General features: G+C 63.5%; 24 protein-coding genes. 14 read left to right on the top strand and 10 right to left on the bottom strand.

From position 1 onward, the window contains the following. Window positions 1-358 precede the first annotated feature (358 nt). From CIT39_RS20815 to CIT39_RS20795, 5 genes are read right to left on the bottom strand one after another with little or no spacing between them, the layout of a single operon-like run. A complete protein-coding gene (locus CIT39_RS20815; RefSeq protein WP_094971939.1) occupies window positions 359-721 on the bottom strand; it encodes a hypothetical protein in 363 nt (120 codons plus the stop codon). 48 nt (window positions 722-769) lie between these two features. Next, window positions 770-1,087 carry a response regulator transcription factor gene (locus CIT39_RS20810; RefSeq protein ID WP_094971938.1) on the bottom strand — a complete coding sequence of 106 codons (318 nt, stop codon included), beginning with the start codon at window positions 1,085-1,087 and terminating at the stop codon, window positions 770-772. A gap of 51 nt (window positions 1,088-1,138) precedes the next feature. Next, window positions 1,139-2,362 (bottom strand): ABC transporter permease, encoded by a 1,224-nt coding sequence (locus tag CIT39_RS20805; protein WP_094971937.1) that lies wholly within the window; start codon window positions 2,360-2,362, stop codon window positions 1,139-1,141. Next, window positions 2,359-3,084, bottom strand: a complete 726-nt coding sequence (locus tag CIT39_RS20800) for an ABC transporter ATP-binding protein (protein WP_094971936.1) — start codon at window positions 3,082-3,084, stop codon at window positions 2,359-2,361. The genes CIT39_RS20805 and CIT39_RS20800 overlap by 4 nt, the downstream gene beginning before the upstream one ends. After that, window positions 3,081-4,508 (bottom strand): efflux RND transporter periplasmic adaptor subunit, encoded by a 1,428-nt coding sequence (locus tag CIT39_RS20795; protein WP_094971935.1) that lies wholly within the window; start codon window positions 4,506-4,508, stop codon window positions 3,081-3,083. The genes CIT39_RS20800 and CIT39_RS20795 overlap by 4 nt, the downstream gene beginning before the upstream one ends. 591 nt (window positions 4,509-5,099) lie before the next feature. Between CIT39_RS20795 and CIT39_RS20790 the strand changes: the two genes are divergently transcribed. The 6 genes from CIT39_RS20790 to CIT39_RS20765 all read left to right on the top strand — a co-directional run bounded on the left by CIT39_RS20790 (window position 5,100) and on the right by CIT39_RS20765 (window position 8,076). After that, on the top strand, window positions 5,100-5,747 hold the full coding sequence (locus CIT39_RS20790) for a response regulator transcription factor (RefSeq protein WP_094971934.1): 648 nt from the start codon (window positions 5,100-5,102) through the stop codon (window positions 5,745-5,747). A gap of 179 nt (window positions 5,748-5,926) precedes the next feature. Beyond that, a complete protein-coding gene (locus CIT39_RS20785; protein ID WP_094971933.1) occupies window positions 5,927-6,328 on the top strand; it encodes a curlin subunit CsgB in 402 nt (133 codons plus the stop codon). 117 nt (window positions 6,329-6,445) lie between these two features. Further along, entirely contained in the window at window positions 6,446-6,838 is a 393-nt protein-coding gene (locus tag CIT39_RS20780; RefSeq protein ID WP_094971932.1) for a curlin, read from the top strand. A 26-nt stretch (window positions 6,839-6,864) separates the two neighbouring features. After that, window positions 6,865-7,275, top strand: coding sequence for a curlin (locus CIT39_RS20775; RefSeq protein WP_162308600.1), 411 nt, complete (start codon window positions 6,865-6,867; stop codon window positions 7,273-7,275). Between the two features lie 84 nt (window positions 7,276-7,359). Continuing rightward, the gene (locus CIT39_RS20770) at window positions 7,360-7,782 is read left to right on the top strand and encodes a curlin (protein WP_274542487.1); all 423 of its coding nucleotides are present in this window, start codon (window positions 7,360-7,362) and stop codon (window positions 7,780-7,782) included. Between the two features lie 12 nt (window positions 7,783-7,794). Continuing rightward, complete coding sequence (locus CIT39_RS20765; protein ID WP_094971929.1) at window positions 7,795-8,076, top strand: hypothetical protein; 282 nt, start codon at window positions 7,795-7,797, stop codon at window positions 8,074-8,076. 53 nt (window positions 8,077-8,129) lie between these two features. On the opposite strand, the gene CIT39_RS20760 is transcribed toward CIT39_RS20765, so the two are convergent. Then, window positions 8,130-8,411 (bottom strand): hypothetical protein, encoded by a 282-nt coding sequence (locus tag CIT39_RS20760; protein ID WP_094971928.1) that lies wholly within the window; start codon window positions 8,409-8,411, stop codon window positions 8,130-8,132. A gap of 284 nt (window positions 8,412-8,695) precedes the next feature. Here CIT39_RS20760 and CIT39_RS20755 point away from each other — a divergent pair, with 284 nt between their 5' ends. Then, window positions 8,696-9,139 (top strand): hypothetical protein, encoded by a 444-nt coding sequence (locus CIT39_RS20755; protein WP_162308599.1) that lies wholly within the window; start codon window positions 8,696-8,698, stop codon window positions 9,137-9,139. 1 nt (window position 9,140) lies between these two features. Here CIT39_RS20755 and CIT39_RS20750 read toward each other — a convergent pair whose 3' ends face one another. After that, the gene (locus CIT39_RS20750; RefSeq protein ID WP_094972485.1) at window positions 9,141-9,983 is read right to left on the bottom strand and encodes a GNAT family N-acetyltransferase; all 843 of its coding nucleotides are present in this window, start codon (window positions 9,981-9,983) and stop codon (window positions 9,141-9,143) included. Window positions 9,984-10,098: 115 nt separating this feature from the next. Between CIT39_RS20750 and CIT39_RS20745 the strand changes: the two genes are divergently transcribed. Beyond that, window positions 10,099-10,803: an SDR family oxidoreductase gene (locus CIT39_RS20745; RefSeq protein WP_094971927.1), complete on the top strand. Its 705-nt coding sequence runs from the start codon at window positions 10,099-10,101 to the stop codon at window positions 10,801-10,803. A 24-nt stretch (window positions 10,804-10,827) separates the two neighbouring features. Here CIT39_RS20745 and CIT39_RS20740 read toward each other — a convergent pair whose 3' ends face one another. Both CIT39_RS20740 and CIT39_RS20735 read right to left on the bottom strand, forming a co-directional pair. Next, window positions 10,828-11,325: a SphA family protein gene (locus CIT39_RS20740; protein WP_334272998.1), complete on the bottom strand. Its 498-nt coding sequence runs from the start codon at window positions 11,323-11,325 to the stop codon at window positions 10,828-10,830. Between the two features lie 7 nt (window positions 11,326-11,332). Then, window positions 11,333-11,521, bottom strand: a complete 189-nt coding sequence (locus tag CIT39_RS20735; RefSeq protein WP_334272997.1) for a hypothetical protein — start codon at window positions 11,519-11,521, stop codon at window positions 11,333-11,335. A gap of 560 nt (window positions 11,522-12,081) precedes the next feature. On the opposite strand from CIT39_RS20735, the gene CIT39_RS20730 reads away from it, so the two are divergent. The 6 genes from CIT39_RS20730 to CIT39_RS20705 all read left to right on the top strand — a co-directional run bounded on the left by CIT39_RS20730 (window position 12,082) and on the right by CIT39_RS20705 (window position 17,267). Continuing rightward, window positions 12,082-14,724 carry an arylsulfatase gene (locus CIT39_RS20730; protein ID WP_094971926.1) on the top strand — a complete coding sequence of 881 codons (2,643 nt, stop codon included), beginning with the start codon at window positions 12,082-12,084 and terminating at the stop codon, window positions 14,722-14,724. 71 nt (window positions 14,725-14,795) lie between these two features. Further along, complete coding sequence (locus CIT39_RS20725; protein WP_162848660.1) at window positions 14,796-15,074, top strand: hypothetical protein; 279 nt, start codon at window positions 14,796-14,798, stop codon at window positions 15,072-15,074. 78 nt (window positions 15,075-15,152) lie between these two features. Continuing rightward, window positions 15,153-15,704: a tetratricopeptide repeat protein gene (locus tag CIT39_RS20720; protein ID WP_094971925.1), complete on the top strand. Its 552-nt coding sequence runs from the start codon at window positions 15,153-15,155 to the stop codon at window positions 15,702-15,704. A 125-nt stretch (window positions 15,705-15,829) separates the two neighbouring features. Further along, a complete protein-coding gene (locus CIT39_RS20715) occupies window positions 15,830-16,216 on the top strand; it encodes an ArsR/SmtB family transcription factor (RefSeq protein ID WP_094971924.1) in 387 nt (128 codons plus the stop codon). A 2-nt stretch (window positions 16,217-16,218) separates the two neighbouring features. Then, window positions 16,219-16,710 (top strand): SRPBCC family protein, encoded by a 492-nt coding sequence (locus tag CIT39_RS20710; protein ID WP_162308910.1) that lies wholly within the window; start codon window positions 16,219-16,221, stop codon window positions 16,708-16,710. Window positions 16,711-16,997: 287 nt separating this feature from the next. Then, window positions 16,998-17,267, top strand: coding sequence for a hypothetical protein (locus tag CIT39_RS20705; protein WP_414645224.1), 270 nt, complete (start codon window positions 16,998-17,000; stop codon window positions 17,265-17,267). 31 nt (window positions 17,268-17,298) lie between these two features. Here the strand turns inward: CIT39_RS20705 and CIT39_RS20700 are convergent, their stop codons facing one another. Next, entirely contained in the window at window positions 17,299-18,522 is a 1,224-nt protein-coding gene (locus CIT39_RS20700) for an ABC transporter substrate-binding protein (RefSeq protein ID WP_094971922.1), read from the bottom strand. Between the last annotated feature and the right edge of the window lie 8 nt (window positions 18,523-18,530).

Here is an 18,530-nt window from a genome sequence, read left to right as displayed (position 1 = left end):
CCTGCGAAGGCGGCACGGCCGCAACCCGCGGCCCCCGGGGCCGCAACTCGCGGTCCCCCGTTCGTTTAGTTTCGCTGCATGACCGTTTTGTTACAAGGCCCGTCGCCGGTGCAAGAGGGTTGGGGAGGGGGCACGAGATTTTTGTTCAACGACACACATGATTGATCATCCTCGCGGCGGATTTCGCCCGAGCTTTGCTTGATCTCTTCACCCTCTTGAATGGAGAGGGCGCAGGGAAGACCGGGCGCCGGCTGGCACCCGCGGTCCACTGTGCGAAGGTTGCGCTACAAGAAGCTGCACAGCGGCGTACAGGTGTAGCCAGGACATCCCGGCCTTCCCTGCGCAGTGGGTTTACGGCTTATGTCGTGCTCTCCCCGGGGAGCGTTGCGCTATTGCCCCCGTCGCCTTGCGGATGGCTGACGCGTGCGCCCGGTTGGACGACATACATCACCACAAGACTTGGCGCACAGACCCCGGGCGCCAGGACCACACGATTTTGCCGTACGCCGATCACACCGGTCGTGTGCGCGACAGCCTTGCTCACGGTTGCCCGCCCTGCAAAACCCTTCGCGCCGATGTCATCTGCGTCCACCGCCGCCCGGCCCGCGTTCGTGACGATCGCGATACGCCCCTCTTCCTTGGGCCGGGTTGAGGCGACACATACGCCGTTTCCGAATTTCGGTAAAGTGGAATATTTTCGACCGAGCGCGTTGACCGGCATCTTGTGTGTTTTGCCCGTCGGGCAGCGCAAGGGATTGTGGCCGGACGTTCAATCCGGCGCGGTTTGCACCCCTGGATTCTGTGCGGGGGCCTGCGCGGGCTTCGGCGCCGGCGGATGGCGGTCGGCCCTGGCGAGATCGCGGCGTAGCGACAATGGCGCGGCGTGCAGGGCAAATGCGATCGCGATCTGGGTTCTGTTCTGAAGCCGGTATTTGCGCATGATGTTGCCGATATGCGCCCGGACCGTGTTTTCCGAGATCTTGAGCTCGTAGGCGATGTTCTTGTTCTGCAGCCCGCGCGCGATCAGCATCATCAGCTCACGCTCGCGCGGTGTCGGTGTGATCGAGTCGTTTTGATCTCGGCTCATGGCTGACTCCTCCGTGGCCTGCGGGTTGTTGTGGCCATCCCCAGCATGTCGTCATTCCGTTTTGAGCGCCTCGATCGGGCTGAGCCTGGATGCCTTGTGTGCGGGATAGAAACCGAAGATGAGGCCGGTGGCGATCGAGAAGACGAGGGCGAGGGCGATCGCCTGACCGTCGATCGAGGTCACCCATCCCGCCATGCGGGCGACCGTCATCGAGAGCGTGACTCCGCCGGCAACCCCGATGGCGCCGCCGAGCAGGCAGAGCACGAGCGCCTCGCAGAGAAACTGCAGACGGATGTCGCGCATCCGCCCTCCGAGCGCGCGGCGGATTCCGATCTCCCGCGTGCGTTCCGTGACCGACACGATCATGACATTCATGATGCTGATGCCGCCGACCAGCAGCGAGACCGAGGCGATGGCGACGAGCAGCAGCGCGACAGTGCGGATCGCACCCTGCTGCGCTTCCATCGCGGCGGCGGGATCCTGGACCTTGAAGTCGTCCTCCTGGCCGGCGGGGACCCGGTGGCGCTGGCGCAGCAGGTTCTCGATCTCCGATCGCGCGCCCGCCATCTGTCCGTCGCCGGCCACCTTGGCGATGATGTAGGCCACCGAATCCCGATTGATGTTGCTGGCACTGCCGAGGAAGCGCAGCTTGGCGGTGGTGAGCGGCACGAAGGCGACGTCGTCCTGCGCTGGATCCTTGCGATCGAGAACGCCGACCACTTCGAGCGGGACCTTCATGATCCGGATCTGGGCGCCGATCGGGTCGTCGCCGGCCGCGAACAGCTCGCGGGCGACCGTGCTGCCGAGGATCACAACCTTGCCGGCTCCTGCCTCCTCGGGGCCGGAAAAATAACGGCCGGCGGCGAGCTGCCAGTCGCGCACCATGAAATGGGCCGTCGTCGTGCCGTTGATCGTCGTGTTCCAGTTCTTGCCCTCGTGGATGACCTGGGCCGTCCCGGCGATCGAGCCGGCCGCGGCCTGTACTTCCGGAATCTGCTCCAGGATGGCCTGCACGTCGCTCTCGGTCATGGTGAGCTTGCTGCCGTCCTTGAGGCGCACGCCGCCCTGGTATACCGCGCCGGGGATGATCATCAGCACGTTGGCGCCGATCGATCGGATCTGTTCCTGCAGGCGCAGCTGTGCGCCGGCGCCGATAGCAAACACGGTCACGATGGAGGCGACGCCGATCACGATGCCGAGCATGGTGAGGAAGCTGCGTAACGGATTGAGGCGCAAGGCATGCAGCGCGATCTGAAAGCCCTGGAGCATCGTCATGGCGCGGCGCTCCGCTTCGGCAGGATCGTGGCCTGCTTTTCGTCGGCGACGAGCTCGCCGTCATGCAGGCGGATGGTGCGGCGGCACTGCGTCGCGATGCCGGGATCATGCGTGATCATCACGATGGTCTGGCCAGTCCGGTTGAGCGCTGCGAACAGCGCCAGGATCTCGGCGCCGGTCCGGCTGTCGAGCGCACCGGTCGGCTCGTCAGCGAGCACGATCAGCGGGGAGGCGATCAGTGCGCGCGCAATCGCGACGCGCTGCTGTTCGCCGCCGGAGAGCTGCCGCGGGAAGTGATGGGCCCGGTGCAGCATGCCGACGGCCTGAAGGCTCTCTTCGGCGCGCGCCAGGCGTTCCCTGCGACCTACGCCGCAATAGACCAGCGGTAGCGCGACGTTCTCGATCGCATCGTGACGCGCGAGCAGATTGTAGGATTGGAACACGAAGCCGATGCTGCGGGCCCGCAAGGACGACCGTCGGTCCTCCGAGAGACCGGCGACGTCCGCGCCCTCGAGATAGACGGCGCCCTCGCTCGGCAGGTCGAGCAGCCCGATCATGTTCATCAGTGTCGATTTGCCGGAGCCGGACGGCCCCATCACGGCCGCGATCTCGCCTTGCGCGATGTCGAAGCTGACATTGCGCACCGCGGTCACCGCAATCCCGTCGGTGCGGTAGGTTCTGCTGACCGAGCGGAGGCTGATGAGGGGCGGGGAGGCGCTCATGATCCGAACCTGATTCCGAGAATTTCAAAGCCCGCCGGACGAATGGCCTGGCCGACGGCCACCTGGCTGCCCTCGTCGAGATCTCCGGCCTTGAGCGCGACTTGCTCGGTACCGGCTGCGCCGACCGTCACGGCGATGCGCTGGAGCGAGCCGCTGGCAGTGCGCACCCACACGCCGCTGTGCGTGCCGGCCGGTTCCGGCCGAGTGCCGGAGGGCTGGAAGCGCAGCGCGGCGAGCGGCACCTTCAGAACGTCGTCCTGCCGCTCGATCACGATCTTCACCAGGGCGGTCATTCCGGGGAGCAGCGCGCCGTCCAGATTGGAAGTCGCCAGGACCACGGTGTAGGTAACGACGTGCTGCTGGGTCTGCGGTGCCTTGCGCACCTGCCGCACCACCGCCTCGAAGCGGCGGTCCGGGTAGGAGTCGACGGTGAAATGCGCGCGCTGACCGGCGACGATGCGGCCGATATCGGCCTCGTCGACTTGCGCGTGGATCTCCATGTCCTCCAGGCGGTGGGCGACCACGAAGGTGGTGCGCGATTCCAGTCCGACCGCGAGTGTCTGGCCCTCGTTGACGAACCGGCCGACTACGACGCCGTCGATCGGCGAGCGGATCACGGTGCGGTCGAGATCGGCCTGGGCTGCAGCGAGAACGGCCGCTTTTTCCGGCACCGCCATGCGGGCCTGCTGCAGCTCCGCCTCGATGCGGCGGACGTCGGCCTGCGCGCCTTCCACCGAATAGGAGTTGAGGGACATCAGGACCTCGGCCTCGCGCTCCTGGGCCGTGCGGGCGGTGAACTCGGTCTGCGCGTCGTCGACCGCCGTCGTCGCCACCACGTTTTGCGCCTGCAGCGCCAGCTTGCGCTGCAGGGTCTTATGCGCCGAGCTTTTGACTGCCTGGGCGCTCTCGACCTTGGCGGCGAGCACGTCGCGGTTGCCCCGGGCGTTCTGCAGGTCGATCCGTGCGCGATCGAGCTTGGCCCTGGCGATGTCGACCAGGGAATTGGCGACGGCGAGGGAGGCCGTGGCTTCGTCGACCTTCGCCGCAAAGCTGCGCGGATCGATCAAGGCGAGCGGCTGGTCCTTGGCGACGGTGTCGTTGAAATCGACATAGACCCGGGCGAGCTGCCCGGACAGTTGGGAGCCGACCTCGATCGTCTTGACCGGCTGCAGGGCGCCGGTGACGGTGACGGTCTGCTCGATGCTGCCGCGCTGGATCGCGGCGTAGCGGAATACTGGCGCATCCGACCCGAAAGTCGGGACTTCGCGCCCGGCGGGCACGAGCAGGCGCCTGGCCGATTCCAGGGCGTGCGACGCCCTGTCCGCAGCGCTGCCGGCCGCGCCGATGACGGCCGGCCCAGCGCTGTAGACCGCGGCGAGGCTGCATGCAGTTCCGAGCAAGGCAATAATTGGTACAAATCGCATATCAAAAACCCGCCTCTTGAAATGGCTTCGCTGGCGGCACGGATAAAGATCGCGCTATGGTTGTAAATCCACCAAAGCAATATCGATCGTCAGTATGTCGCCGCTGCCGGGGCGACGGTCGGGCGCGCGCCATGATTAAAAAGTAAAGCTCGCGTAGTGCTACTATTCGTGATTTGAAGACAATGCATGCCGGGCGTATCGATGTGAGGCGCGCGGTATCGAACTCGATAGGCCGATCGAACGTCCCGTATGGTCTGGCCGAAAGCGGCCACTTGCCGACGTTCGAGACTGTGGATGGGTGGCGATGCCATGACCCAGCCGGCGATATCACGACTCAGGAATGCCGCACTCTCGATAACAGTCCGCCGCGGTCCCGCCGGCGGCGCGACCGCATCCTTTCAATCACGAAGCCCGATATGTGAACGCCTTCACTCGTCTCCAGCGTGTGTTGGCTCTATGAGGTCGAACCGGCGTCGCGCGGCGCCACGTTCGATCTCCGCGATTCCATCGAAGCACCTTGATCACGCTTGCAAGAAGATTGGACGGCTCGTTGCTTTTCCATCGAGCCCCAAGCCGGGGAGGCCGTTGCCCATGAGTTCAGGTCAAGCCACAGTCTATGTCGTTGATGACCAAGTCCAGATCCGAACCGCGATCGGAAGTCTCTGCGAGGAGACCGGTCATCAGGTGAAGCTGTTTGCGTCGACGGACGAGTTTCTCACGGAGAACATTTCCGGCGGGCCATCCTGCCTCGTGCTCGACGTCCGCTTTCCCGGGACGTCGCCGACCGGCCTCGAGCTGCAGCGCCGGCTCGCCGACACGGGCGTGCCCATCCCTATCGTCTTCATCAGCGGTCATTCAGACGTCCGCGTCTCGGTCGAAGCCATGAAGCGCGGCGCGGTCGAGTTTCTGCCAAAACCCTTCCGGGAGCAGGAGATCCTCGACGCGATCAGGCATGGCATCGAGCGCGACCGCAGGCGGCTGGAGCGCGAAGATACGGTGCGTGAAGCCCGCCAGCGAGTCGAGACGCTGACGGCGAGAGAGCGCGAGATCATGCTGCTGATGGCCGAAGGGCTCGTCGCCAAGCAGATCGCGGCGCGACTTGGCGTCAGCGAAGTGACGGCGAAGGTGCATCGCGCCAGGATGATGCGAAAGCTGGAGCTGCGCACGCCGATCGAGGTGGTGCGGCTGATCGACAGCATGGGGCGCGAAACGGAGACGACGCGAGCCGGTGCGGGATAGCGCTGCTCCCGAACTTTCATGTGCCGGCATTTCTCGCAACGTCTAGTCCGTACCGCTTAGCATGAACTGCAGTCTGTCGCGCAGGCCGGGATCGGTTCAAAGTTGTCCCTACGATGTCGGGCTCTTCCAAGACGGCATCCGAACTTAGTCAGACAACTTTTGCCAGAAAGGGATTCTCCATGCGCAAATTGTTTTTTGCTTCCGTTGCATTGTTCGCCCTGTCCTCCGCAGCGCAGGCCGCCAACACCTCGACCACGGTGCAGGTCGGTCTCGTGAACGGCTCCAGCGTCACCCAGAACGGTTTCACCAATTCGAGCTCATCGACCAGCCAGCTCGGCCTCGTGAACTCCGCGACCACGATGCAGGGCACCAGCTCGGCCTCGCTGAACAATGGCAGCACCGTGACCCAGATCGGCGTGCAGAACTCGGCGAGCACCGGCCAGGTGGCGTTCGGCAACAACTCCAGCGGGATCACCCAGGACTCGTTCGGGCCTGCCGTGCTGCAGAACAACGCGGCCGGCGTCGGTCAGCTCAGCGTGTTCGGCACCAACGGCAGCACCGTCACGCAGACGGCGCACTGAGGCACGTATCGTTCGGCCGGACGCACCTGACACGGTGCGTCCGGACCGTTCTCGAAGTACCGCAACCGGCCGGCCGATCAATTGCGACGGCTCGCTTCTTCTCGCGGAGGAAATGACATGCGGATCACCTATTTCATTGCAACCGCCGCGGCGCTCTGTGCGCTGACGGCTGCCGATGCACAGGCCGGCAACAGCGCCAGCGTGCTGCAATTCGGAACCACCAACACTTCGTTCATTTCGCAGAGCGGCGGCACCAGCAACACCGCCACGACCCTGCAGTTCGGCGCGACCAATACCGCGACGACGTTGCAGTCCGGCTCGCTTCTCACCGTCAACAATTCGGTGATCGGGCAGGGCGGCACGACCGCGACGGCGATCAATATGGCGCTCGCCGGCCAGGTCGGTGGCTCCAACTCGAGCCTGATCGGTCAGATCGGAGCGAACAACACGGCCGGCGTCGGCCAGCTCGGAATCCTGAATGGCTCGACCATTCTGCAGCAGGCGCCGTAGGCAGGCGCGACGTAATGAGGCATGTCATGAAATATTCTTCGGGATGCGCGGGCGCCGTCATGCTCGCTCTGTGCTCGGTCGGCGCCGGGGCGGCCGGTGCCCAGACCGCCGACATCAGGACCATCGTCTCGATCGGCGGTCCGCCGGTCGTGCTGAACCAGAGTAGCCAGCTCAACATGGCGGGCGTGTTCATGATCGGCGGCAGCACCAGCGCGACCGTGACGCAGAACGGTACCAACAATGCGACGGGCGTCCTGCAATTCGGCGGAACGAATTCCGCATCAATCGGGCAGACGGGAGCGAACAATCTCGCCTATGTCGGTCAGATCGGCCAGTCGGCGTCCAGCCTGATATCGCAGCTAGGCACGATGAATGCCGGCACGGTGGCGCAATTCGGCACGGTTAACGCGTCGACGATCATGCAGACCGGCCCGTAAGCCGCGAGCGAACTCATCGTCGTCGGGAATCAGCGGGGAAGCGCGATGCGGCGTGGCAGAGAGATCTTGAAGCGGGTTCCGGCCGTGGCAGCGTTGTTGGCCGCCGCCTGCACGGCGACGCCGGCGTCGGCCGGCTCGGTCCAGCGCAGCGTGACCAACCGGAACGTCAGCATCGAGACGGTCGTGCAGTTCGGCGACAATGTTCAGCCTGTGACGATCGAGGAGAGCAGCCGCATCAACATCGCGCGGGTGATCCAGATCGGCGGGACCGGGACGGTGGATGCGACCATCATCCAGAACGGCACGCGCAACTATGCCAATGTGATCCAGGTGGGCGGCACCACCAATGCGATCATCGGCCAGTCAGGTGTGAGCAATACCGCCGACATCACCCAGATCGGCAATTCCACCAACGCGCTCCTGCTTCAGGTCGGCGACATGAACAGTGGAGCGGTGAGACAGTTCGGGCGTTTCAACTGGCTGGCGATCTTTCAGTTCGGCCGCTGATGGAGGTGAGACATGAAGTTGCTCCTGCTCGCATCCGGAATAGGACTCATGAGCGTGATCGCGGCGGCGCCGGCGGGCGCTGCCGACGGTCACACCACGGTGGTCCAGGACGAGAACGGCACATCGGTGATCACGCAAAGTGGTGATCCCGCGCAGGCCCAGGTCAGAATCGAGAAGGAACCCGGGCGTACGACGGTCTACCGCCGAAGCGGCGGCAACACTGCCATCGTGACGCAGGGCACTGGAAACGCGCAGGACATGCTCGACTGGCTGCACAAGCAGCAAGGACGCTGACGCGTGAAGGCCCACCGTTCGTGATGAACGGTGGGCCTGATCGCGGGCGGTGCTTACCAGCGATAAGCGCCGGTTAGCGTGCCGTTGTTGTTGCCGTCAGGGCCGACGTCGCCCTGCGTCGAGCTCGGGGTCGGATGGTTGGTGCCGTTGAGCGCGCCATAGGGTCCCACAACATCCGGATAATAGGCGCGCGGTTGAACCGGTTCATAGGCAGGCGCCGTGCGGTCCCAGCCGATGCGCGGGCCGTTCCAATCATAGTCCTGCGCCGAGGCTGCCGCTGTGCCGGCGATGAGGGATGCGGTGATCAGACCGAGGAGTTTCGACGTGTTTTGCATTGGAGCTGCTCCTTCTTGTGTCGGGAGCCAACGGTTGCACTGCGGGAGCGTTCCGGGTGGCGTCTGGCGACGCGATCAAACTCCAATCACCTGGTTATGAAGTGTGCGTGATGAAGAGGGACGCGTTTCCGACGATTCCGGGCGCTCTTGTCGCACCGGTTCCCGCGCCAGGACCGTGTCTTAACCAATAATTAATTATAGGTTTGCGGGTGGGCGCCGGGCCGGCCTAGCGTGGCCCCGGGGGGGGCCGCGATCCGCTTAAGTCAAACGAGTTGGTGCGTAACATGACCTATCAAATTCATGGGGCCTTGCTCGCCTCGCTCAGCGCAGCCGCGCTGCTCCTTCATCCCAACGACAGTTTTGCCCGAGCCGGCGGCGGCGCGCCGCATGGGGTGACCGCTGCGCCTTCCGGCGCCATGGCGCGTGCGCCGATCGGGCCGGGCGCCCGGTTCCACCGGCGGAATAGCCCCTTCGTCTACTGGCCGGGCGGCGGCGGGTTCTACGACGGCGCCGGCTACAGCCAGCCCTTCGTCGATGCCGGGCAGCCTGTCTCCACCGACGTGCGCTACACCTACACCTATGACGTCCCCTGGGACTGGTCGCATCGCTTCCCGCCGAACGTCGTGCCGTCCGACCGGCCCTATGTGCCGAGCTGCCCGACGGAGCAGGTGACGGTGCCCGGCCGCGGCGGCAGTGAGCACACCGTCAACATCATGCGCTGCTACTGAATTAGCCGAGCTCGAAGCTGGTCACGCCGAAGACGCGATCGATGCGCAACGGCGGGATCGCTCCGGTGTACATCCGTGCCGTCTCAAACACCGGCTTGAGGCCAAGCGCTTCCGCGAGCGCGATCGCCTCGCGATTGACGGCGGGAACGTCGAGGAAGATTTCGCCGCCGTCGGCGCTCGCCAGCAAAGCCTGAACGACCGCCTCCGCCGCTGCGCGATCGTCGGCGACGAGCGGGCCGATCTTGCGGCCGGTCCGGCAGGGCCGGATCACGCCCCATGCGGCGAGCCTGCCGTCACGCACGAGCGCACGGCCGACATGCCCTGATGTGCCGATCCAGGCGCGCAGGAAGGCGCTGCGCCGGGCCGGGAAGACGGTGGCATCGTCGGCCTCCACCAGCGCAAACGGAATCGTATCGAGCGCGACGATTTCAGCGGGCGACCTCAATGGCGCGGCTACGATGCCGCCGTAGCGGATGTTGGCGTAAGCGAGCTGGAAGCCCGACTTCCTGTAATTGTCCTGCTGCGCCACGACGCCGTCGAGCCCGATCACCCGCGCGCCCGCGTGGGCGATCGCCGCGTTCCAGATGCGCAGGCCGTGGCCGGAGCCGCGAAGATCTGCCCGCACGATGTAGAAGCCGAGGAAGGCGAAGCGATCATCGTAATTGACGCAGGAGACGGTCGCGACCGGCTCGCCATCGATCTCGCCGACGAAGAAGCCTTGCGCGTCGGGAATTGCAAAGCAGGCGGCATCCGAGAGGCCCGGATTCCAGCCTTCGGCCGCGGCCCAGTCGACGGCGAGGGAGATGTCCTCGGGGCGCAGATTGCGGATCAGCAAATCACTCATCTCGGGTTGCTCATGACGGATGCTTTCGACCATGGACCTGCCGACAGGTCTGGCTGTAGAAGGCCGCATGATAGGCCGAGCCTGCGGCTCGCCTCAACTGAAGGGATGATCGGTCATGGCATCAGAGAAGGTTGCGCTCGTTACCGCCGGCGGCAGCGGCATGGGGGCAGGGGCTGCGCGGCGGCTGGCGGCGGACGGGTTTCGCGTCGCGATCCTGTCGTCCTCCGGCAAGGGCGAGGCGCTCGCGGCCGAGCTCGGCGGGCTGGGCGTCACCGGCTCCAACAAGGAGAATGACGATGTGAAGCGCCTCGTCGACGGCGCCATGGCCAAGTGGGGACGGATCGACGTGCTCGTCAACAGCGCCGGCCACGGGCCGCGTGCACCCATCACCGAGATTACCGACGAGCAGTGGCAAACCGGCCTCGACACTTATCTCCTGAACGTGATCCGTCCGACCCGGCTGGTGACGCCGATCATGCAGGCGCAAAAGGGTGGCGCGATCATCAACATCTCGACGGCCTGGGCGTTCGAGCCGAGCGCGATGTTCCCGACCTCGGCGGTGTTTCGCGCAGGGCTCGCCGCCTTCACCAAGATCTTCACCGACGCCCATGCGGCCGACAACATCCGCATGAACAACGTCCTGCCGGGCTGGATCGACAGCCTGCCGCAGCAGGATTCGCGCCGCGACAGCGTGCCGATGAAGCGCTACGGCAAGGTCGAGGAGATCGCCGCGACGATCGCGTTCCTGGCCTCCGAGGGCGCTGCCTATATCACCGGCCAGAACATCCGCGTCGACGGCGGGCTGACGCGCTCGGTCTGAGGCAGGCGAGAGGTCGATGATTATCTACTTCGACACCTTGTGGCGGGTCGGAGCCACCGCGCTTGCGGGCGCGGCTTCAGAGATCGAGAACGTCAGCCAGGTGTTCCAGCCCGACGGCCGGTTCGCCGCGTCGAATTCGCCATAGCCCTTCAGACCGAGAAACGCCTGATTGCTGCCGATCGGGAAAATGTACCCGATCTGCGGACCCACGCCGAGAACGCGCGAGCGGAAGCTGCCGAGAACGGCCGGCTGGCCGAAGTCGTCAGTGACCTGCTGATAGGCGTAACCAACGAAGCCGACGAAAACCTGCTTGGACAGAAACTGCGACACGCCCCAGTCCAGATGGAAATCGATGCCACTTTGGTATTGGGTGTCGGGGTTCTTGAAATTATAGGTCAGGCCACGAATTCCGTGCCTGACGTCGGATTCAAATAGGTGTAGCCGCCGCCGAAGTCGATGGCGCCATGACCGATGCCAATATTGGCCAGCCGGTTCGGATTTTAGTCGCCGACGGGATATCACCGGCGCCTTAGACCATGTAATTGTGAAGGCCGTTATTCCGCTTCAGCTTCAGGGTCGGATAGAGATCGCCGTAGGAAACGAGCGCGTCCTCGAGGAATCCGTTGCGCGTGGTGACGATCGGCCCAACGGCGGCCGTCAACGTGCCGGCTATGCTCGCGGAATTTCTGCCATAGACGCTGGCCAGCGTTGCCGACAACTAGCGCCACCGAGTACCGGCGTCGCAAAGGTATAGGTCGGTGCGATGAACATCAGATCGGCCTGGCCGCGCAGGGACAGGTTGAGATCGACGTTCACGGTCGGGGAAAATCTTCCAACCTGAACTCGCGCACCGCTGCGGCGCCGCCCGAGGCGTTCACGTTCGTATGATAGTAGATGGTAGCCAACGACCAGCCCGGCGTGGCCGGCGTTGCGGCAAGGCTACCGTATGAGCCCGGCAGCCAGAACGAAATGCCGCTCTCGTCTGCGCGGGCGATTTGAGGCGAGACCGAAGCAACAGCAGCGGCCGCTGCAATGAATGCGCGCCATCCAGCAAGTGACATATCGCTCCCCGCGAAGCCCCGGCGTTGAAACCGGAGCTTGGTTCGCTGGTAATGAATTCAATCTACTATTGTATTTCGATTTTCCCAAGTCGCCATGGCTTGTCGAACCATGGCTCCAGCGGGCCATCGATCCATCGACTACAGTATTGATCTGCGTCAACGTTACGGAAAAGCGATAGAGCGACAGTGGCCGACGTTTTCCAGGGGAGGCATTGCAATGAACTCCACTCGATCGTTGGTCGCTGCGCTTGCACTTGCATTTTCCATTTCAGCGCCAGCATTCGCGCAACGAGTTGCGTCACCGCAGGGCTCGCCGGGCGCAACGAGACCGATCGATGGAAAGCAGCTTCCGCCGCCCGACCAGAAGTTCGGCGGGGAGATCAAGGATGATGCGCTGCAGTCGAAGCCCTGGTGGGCCCCGCGTGTCGTCCCGCCGAAGGGTGCGCCCAACGTGTTGCTGATCATCACCGACGATTCCGGCTTTGGCGTACCGAGCACATTTGGCGGCGTGATTCCGACGCCAACAATGGATCGGATCGCCAATGAGGGTTTGCGCTACAATCGGATGTTCTCCACCGCGTTGTGCTCGCCGACGCGCGCCGCGCTGATTACCGGACGCAATCATCATTCGGCCGGGTTCGGAGTCATCTCGGAGCAATCCACCGGCTTCCCCGGCTACAATAGCATCATCGACCGCGACAAGGTCACGATCGGCCGCATGTTGAAGGATAATGGTTACGCCACCGCGTGGTTCGGCAAGGACCACAACGTGCCGGCTTTTGCGGCCAGCCAATCCGGGCCGTTTGATCAATGGCCGACCGGCATGGGGTTCGAATATTTCTACGGTTTCATCGGCGGCGATGCCAACCAGTGGCAGCCCAACTTGTTCCGCAATACCACCCAGATCTATCCGTTCCAGGGAAAGCCGCCGGGCACATGGAATCTGGTTACCGCGATGGCCGACGACGCCATCGACTACATGACGCGGATGCACCAGATCCAGCCGGAAAAGCCGATTTTGATCAAGTACGCGCCTGGTGCCACGCATGCACCGCACCACCCGACCAAGGAGTGGGTCGACAAGATCGGCGCGATGCACCTGTTCGACGATGGCTACGAGAAGCTGCGCGAGCGCATCTTGGAGAACCAGAAGCGGTTGGGCGTCATCCCGAAGGACACCAAGCTGGCGTCCTGGCCCGCGGACATGCTCAAGCCGTGGGACCAACTGAGCGCCGACGAAAAGAAGCTGTTTATTCGTCAGGTTGAGGTATTCGCCGCCTACTCGGCCTACAACGATCACGAGATCGGTCGCGTCATCCAGTCCTTCCAGGACCTGGGAAAGCTCGAAAACACGCTCATCATCTATATCAACGGCGACAATGGCACCAGCGCCGAGGGCGGACCTATGGGCACGCCGAACGAGGTTGCGTTCTTCAACGGGCTCAACAAATTGTCCGCCGAAGTCCAGCTGAAGTGGTACGACGTCTGGGGAACGGAGCAGACCTACAACCACATGTCGGCCGGCTGGTCGTGGGCGTTCGACACACCGTTCGACTGGTTCAAGCAGAATGCCTCGAGGCTCGGCGGCATCAATCAGAACATGGTGGTGTCGTGGCCTGCGCGCATCAAGGACAAGGGCGGTTTGCGCGAACAGTTCGTGCACGTCATCGACGTCGTGCCGACCATTCTCGAAGCGGCGGGCATCAATGCGCCCGAAGTCGTCGACGGCATCAAGCAAAAGCCGATCGAGGGCACCAGCTTCATCTACACCTTCGATGCGAAGAATGCCAAGGTGGCGTCGCGCCATTCGACCCAGTATTTCGAAATGATGGGCCAATGGGCGCTCTACAAGGATGGCTGGATGCTCAGCACCAAGGTCAATCGAGCACCATGGGAAGCGTTCGGTCCAGCCAATCCGGATCCGCTGAACAACCAGGTGTTCCAACTCTACAATTTGAACGCCGACTTCAGTCAATCCACCGACATTGCCGCCAAGAACGCGGACAAGGTCAAGGAGATGAGGGCCCAGTTCCTCGGTGAGGCGAAGAAATACCAGGTATTCCCGATGGACGCGTCGGTCGCGGCACGCATCGTTGCGCCGCGACCAAACATCACCGCGGGGCGTACGGAATTCGTGTACACCCAGCCGATGGTCGGCCTGCCGCAGGGCGACTCGCCGCTGTTGCTCAACACATCCTACACGGTAACGGCCGATATCGAGGTGCCGCAAGCTGGTGCAGAGGGAATGATCCTTACCTCGGGAGGACGTTTCGGCGGTTACGGCTTTTACCTGCTCAACGGCAAGCCGGTCTGGTTGTGGAATCTGGTCGATCTCAAGCGCGTCAAATGGGAAGGCGCGGACACGCTTGCGCCGGGCAAGCACATGGTCGAGTTCGAGTTCAAATACGACGGATTGGGCCCGGGCACGCTGGCGTTCAACAATTTCTCCGGCGTCGGCGCCTCCGGCACCGGCACTCTGAAGGTGGACGGCAAGGTTGTCGACACCAAGAAGATGGAAAAGACCCTGCCCATGATCCTTCAATGGGACGAGAGCTTCGATATCGGTTCCGACACGTTGACGGGCGTCAACGACGCCGATTACAAGCCGCCGTTCGCGCTGACTGCGAAGCTGAACAAGCTCACGCTCAAGCTCGATCGGCCGAAATTGTCTCCGGAGGACATCAAGAAGTTCGAGGGCGCAATGAGGGCCGCGGCGGACGGTCCGGTCTCGGAAGACCTGACCGTCGTGCAGAAACTGGAAGCGCGGTTCGACAAGAGAGAGGATTGCCGCAAGCGGGCTGATGCGAAAAAGCTCGGTCCGATTGAACGTATCCAGTTCGTAAAAACGTGCTTGCAGTGATGCATCGCGTAACGGCTCGGAAGGGGCGCTTCGGAGCCCCTTCTCACTCGATGGCGCATTTGGAGGAAATCATGAAAATCGGTCGTCCGACGGGCATCCCGGCACTCATGCTGGCCGCCGTCCTGGCTCCCGGCGCAGTTTGCGCGCAGGGTGACGGCGAGACCGTGCGAAGCATGCTCGCCGCGCAAATCCGTTCGCAAGGCTTTGTCTGCGAGAAGTCGCTCGGAGCGACGCGAGACGCAAGGCGCTCCAAACCCGATCATGCCGTCTGGGTCCTCAAATGCAGTAACGCGAATTATCGGGTGAGCCGTGCGCCCGATATGGCTGCGAAGGTTGAACCGCTTCGGTAGGCGCCGCTGCTCTGAGCCGCGAAACGAGAATCTCAACGGGGGCAGACCGCCGATGCCGAAGCCGAGTACAAGGCGGCGCTGAAACTCAGCCCGCAATACGCGACAGCAGCGATCAATCTGGCCGACCTCTATCGCCAAATTGGCCGCGACGGCGACGGCGAAAGCGTTCTCCGCAAGGCTATTGCGGCATCATCAGCCGACGCGGCGGCGCATCACGCGCTCGGCCTGACCTTGACCCGGATGAGGCGACCCGACGAGGCGTTCGCCGAGTTGCGGAGAGCAACCGAATTAGAGCCTGATCGCTCGCGCTACGCCTATGTCTACGCCGTGGCACTGCATTCCGGCGGGCGTGCCGACGAGGCAATGAAGGTCCTAAAGGAAGCTCTGGAACGCCATCCCAATGATAGGGATGTGCTGTCGGCTCTGGTTTCGTTCAACCGCGCGACAGACGATGCGAAGGCGGCACTGGGCTACGCCGAAAGGCTCGCAATCATTACGCCGGAGGACCGGAATCTGGGAGCGTTAATCGGGGAGATCAAGCGGCAGCTTGACAAGCCAAACTATGGCGTCTGGCTTTCTTGGTTCAGCTCACAGAACGGACGCTGGAATGACAAGCCGCGACCGTTGTGAAGGCCAGAGCCTATGGTCCAAGCTGGCAGACTCGGAGCTTGGAATTATGCACTATCCGGAATTCACTTAGCTGGTCGGCTAACAATTATTGACGCGGGTGCACGACGGGGTCTATAGTTAGCCTCATGGCTAACCAATTGTCCCGCCTCGACCAGGTTTTCGCAGCGCTTGCCGATCCGACGCGGCGGGCGATCGTGATGCGGCTGTGTGGCGGCGAGGCCTCCGTCGGCGAGCTCGCCGATCCCTTCGACATGGCGCTGCCGAGCTTCATGAAACACATCCATGTGCTGGAGACGAGCGGGCTCCTGCTGTCGGAGAAATCCGGCCGCGTGCGCACCTGCCGCCTCAGCCCGGATGCGCTGCTCGGCGCGGAGGACTGGTTCCAGCAGCAGCGCGCGATCTGGGAGGCGCGGCTCGACCGGTTCGAGGCCTATGTGATGAAGCTCAAGAAAGAGAAGGAGAGGGCGGCCGCCAGGCGGCCGTCCCGTACAACCAAACGGAAAGGTTCTTGATGATGACGAGTTCTGCCAATCCCGCTCTGTCGCAATGGTCGCTCGACCGCGAGATCGTGATGTCGCGCGTGATCGACGCGCCGCGCGATCTGGTGTTCGAGGCGTGGTCCGACCCGAAGCATCTGCCGCAATGGTTCGGGCCGAAGGGGTTCAAGGTTGAGACCTTCGAGATCGACGTCCGCGTCGGCGGCGTCTGGCGCTTCAACATGATCGGCCCCGACGGCACGGTCTATCCGAACCGCATGCGCTTCCGCCGCATCGAGCGGCCGTCGCTGATGGAGATGGATCACGGCGTCGACCAGGACGAGGATCCCGGCATGTTCCGCTTCACCGTCACCTTTGCCGAGCAGAGCAACGGCAAGACCGTGCTGATGATGCGCCAGCTGGCATCGAGCACCGCGCAACGCGACGGCATGATCGGCTTCGGCGCCGTCGAATACGGCTATCAGACGCTGGACAAGCTGGCGGCCTATGTAGCGGGCATGAAGCGTTGAGGAGCCAGGCGGTCCCGGCGACCGGGACCGCCTTCGCACACTTGAAGCCAATTCCGCTTTAGCGCTGCAGTGTGGTGCCGTTTGAGCGCGGCAGTGGCGGCATCACCCATACCGAGCGCGGCGAACAAGGCGCTTCCGGTGTTCCTGTCGCATCAGCGCCAGGCGGCGTAGCCACGCAATCCTTGTCAACACGGACCACCGGCACGCCAGGGCGGCCGGTGGTTTCTTATGTCCCGGTGCGGCAAGGCGCTCGTAAAAGGAACGATCGCGCTGCTCCGGCTTTTCTGATGATGACGCACATCATCTTCAGCGATTACCGCAACCCCGCCGCCGAACAGGCCTACGAGATCGCCTGGGATTTCCTGCTGCGCACGGGTGCCGTCGGCGAGGAGTTCGAGACTTGTGTGTTCCTGGCGCAACGCATTAGCGCGATGGTCGAGCAGGGGCACACGAACCGGATCCGCATGGCCAACCGGGCCATCTCCGAATATCAGCGCCATGTCGATCAACGCGACGGCGACATCCGCAGCGGCAGCCTCCTCGCGAGAGGGCGATGAGCGCCGCAGCGGAATTAGGCCTCGCGCCGCATCACTCCCTGGCTTCGTCGGTCACGATGTCGCCGAGCTTCTGCCAGCGCTGGCCATCGAACTGCACCATCTGGAACTGCTTGTTGACGCGGTAGTCGGTCGGCGAGGTCGTGACCGAGATCCCCGGCAGTGTCAGGTCGAGCACGACGTTCTTGAGGTTGGCGGCCTGCCGCATCACGTTGTCGCGGGTCAGATCGTCGCCGCATTGCTGCAGCACCTGCACCAGGAGCTGGGCCGTGATGTACCCGTAGACGTTCAGGTTCGAATCCTTGTCGCCCTCGGGGTAGTATTTCGCCATGAAGGCGAGGTAGCGCTTCATGCCGGCATCGTCCTTCCATTCGGGATCGGCGGCATCCTTGACGTAGCCGACGCTGACGACGCCCTTGGAATTCTCCAGGCCCGCCGGCTTCAGCACGGCGCTGACCGAGGAGGCGTTGATGTCGATGATGTGCAGCGGCTTCCAGCCGATCTCGGCGACCTTCTTGATCGCCTGCGCCGCCTGCTTCGGCGTCGTGGCGCTGAACAGCACGTCGGCGCCGGCATCCTTCAGCCGCAGGATCTGCGAGTCGATGGTCGGCTCGGTGATCTCGTAGGACGTCTCGGCCACGATCATCTTCCCCGCCTTGTCGCCGAGGCCAACCTTGAGGCCGGCGAGATAATCCTTGCCGAGGTCGTCGTTCTGGTAGAGCACGCCGATCTTGGCGTTCGGATGGGTCTTCAGCAAATATTGCGCGTAGATCCGGCCCTCGACGAGGTAGGAGGGGTTGAAGCCCATGGTCCAGGGAAAGTTCTTGGGATCGGTGAAGCGCGCCGCGCCGGTCGCCGCGAACAGCTGCGGGATCTTCTTGGCGTTGAGATATTTCTGCACGGCGACGTTCGGCGCGGTGCCGATGATCTGGAACGTCAGCAGCACCTCGTCGCTTTCGACCAGCTTGCGGGTCTGCTCCACAGTCTTCGGCGGCGAATAGGCATCGTCGTACTGGATCAGTTCGACCTTGCGGCCGTTCACGCCGCCCTCGTCGTTGATCATCTTCATGTAGGCGGCCTGGGTCTTGCCGATCACGGCATAGGCCGAGGCCGGGCCGCTGAGCGGCACGGTCTGGCCGACCTTGATCGCGGTGTCGGACGCGCCGACATCGTATTTCTTCTGCGCCTGCGCTGCTGAGATCGACAGCGCGAGAAGCAAGGCGGAGGCTGCGATGTGTTTGAGAGAAACGCTTGTCATGTCCGGTC

It is taken from the genome of Bradyrhizobium symbiodeficiens, assembly GCF_002266465.3.
GTDB classification, from domain to species: domain Bacteria; phylum Pseudomonadota; class Alphaproteobacteria; order Rhizobiales; family Xanthobacteraceae; genus Bradyrhizobium; species Bradyrhizobium symbiodeficiens.
This window is presented reverse-complemented; position numbering and strand designations above follow the sequence as displayed.

Excerpts from the sequence above, each read along its gene's own strand:
- CIT39_RS20805 (WP_094971937.1), bottom strand. The coding sequence starts at position 2,362 with ATGACGATGCTCCAGGGCTTTCAGATCGCGCTGCATGCCTTGCGCCTC.
- CIT39_RS20815 (WP_094971939.1), bottom strand. The coding sequence starts at position 721 with ATGCCGGTCAACGCGCTCGGTCGAAAATATTCCACTTTACCGAAATTC.
- CIT39_RS20785 (WP_094971933.1), top strand. The coding sequence starts at position 5,927 with ATGCGCAAATTGTTTTTTGCTTCCGTTGCATTGTTCGCCCTGTCCTCC.
- CIT39_RS20715 (WP_094971924.1), top strand. The coding sequence starts at position 15,830 with ATGGCTAACCAATTGTCCCGCCTCGACCAGGTTTTCGCAGCGCTTGCC.
- CIT39_RS20765 (WP_094971929.1), top strand. The coding sequence starts at position 7,795 with ATGAAGTTGCTCCTGCTCGCATCCGGAATAGGACTCATGAGCGTGATC.
- CIT39_RS20710 (WP_162308910.1), top strand. The coding sequence starts at position 16,219 with ATGACGAGTTCTGCCAATCCCGCTCTGTCGCAATGGTCGCTCGACCGC.
- CIT39_RS20795 (WP_094971935.1), bottom strand. The coding sequence starts at position 4,508 with ATGCGATTTGTACCAATTATTGCCTTGCTCGGAACTGCATGCAGCCTC.
- CIT39_RS20775 (WP_162308600.1), top strand. The coding sequence starts at position 6,865 with ATGAAATATTCTTCGGGATGCGCGGGCGCCGTCATGCTCGCTCTGTGC.
- CIT39_RS20800 (WP_094971936.1), bottom strand. The coding sequence starts at position 3,084 with ATGAGCGCCTCCCCGCCCCTCATCAGCCTCCGCTCGGTCAGCAGAACC.
- CIT39_RS20725 (WP_162848660.1), top strand. The coding sequence starts at position 14,796 with ATGAAAATCGGTCGTCCGACGGGCATCCCGGCACTCATGCTGGCCGCC.
- CIT39_RS20755 (WP_162308599.1), top strand. The coding sequence starts at position 8,696 with ATGACCTATCAAATTCATGGGGCCTTGCTCGCCTCGCTCAGCGCAGCC.
- CIT39_RS20700 (WP_094971922.1), bottom strand. The coding sequence starts at position 18,522 with ATGACAAGCGTTTCTCTCAAACACATCGCAGCCTCCGCCTTGCTTCTC.
- CIT39_RS20760 (WP_094971928.1), bottom strand. The coding sequence starts at position 8,411 with ATGCAAAACACGTCGAAACTCCTCGGTCTGATCACCGCATCCCTCATC.
- CIT39_RS20780 (WP_094971932.1), top strand. The coding sequence starts at position 6,446 with ATGCGGATCACCTATTTCATTGCAACCGCCGCGGCGCTCTGTGCGCTG.
- CIT39_RS20790 (WP_094971934.1), top strand. The coding sequence starts at position 5,100 with ATGAGTTCAGGTCAAGCCACAGTCTATGTCGTTGATGACCAAGTCCAG.
- CIT39_RS20810 (WP_094971938.1), bottom strand. The coding sequence starts at position 1,087 with ATGAGCCGAGATCAAAACGACTCGATCACACCGACACCGCGCGAGCGT.
- CIT39_RS20730 (WP_094971926.1), top strand. The coding sequence starts at position 12,082 with ATGAACTCCACTCGATCGTTGGTCGCTGCGCTTGCACTTGCATTTTCC.
- CIT39_RS20745 (WP_094971927.1), top strand. The coding sequence starts at position 10,099 with ATGGCATCAGAGAAGGTTGCGCTCGTTACCGCCGGCGGCAGCGGCATG.
- CIT39_RS20750 (WP_094972485.1), bottom strand. The coding sequence starts at position 9,983 with ATGAGTGATTTGCTGATCCGCAATCTGCGCCCCGAGGACATCTCCCTC.
- CIT39_RS20705 (WP_414645224.1), top strand. The coding sequence starts at position 16,998 with ATGATGACGCACATCATCTTCAGCGATTACCGCAACCCCGCCGCCGAA.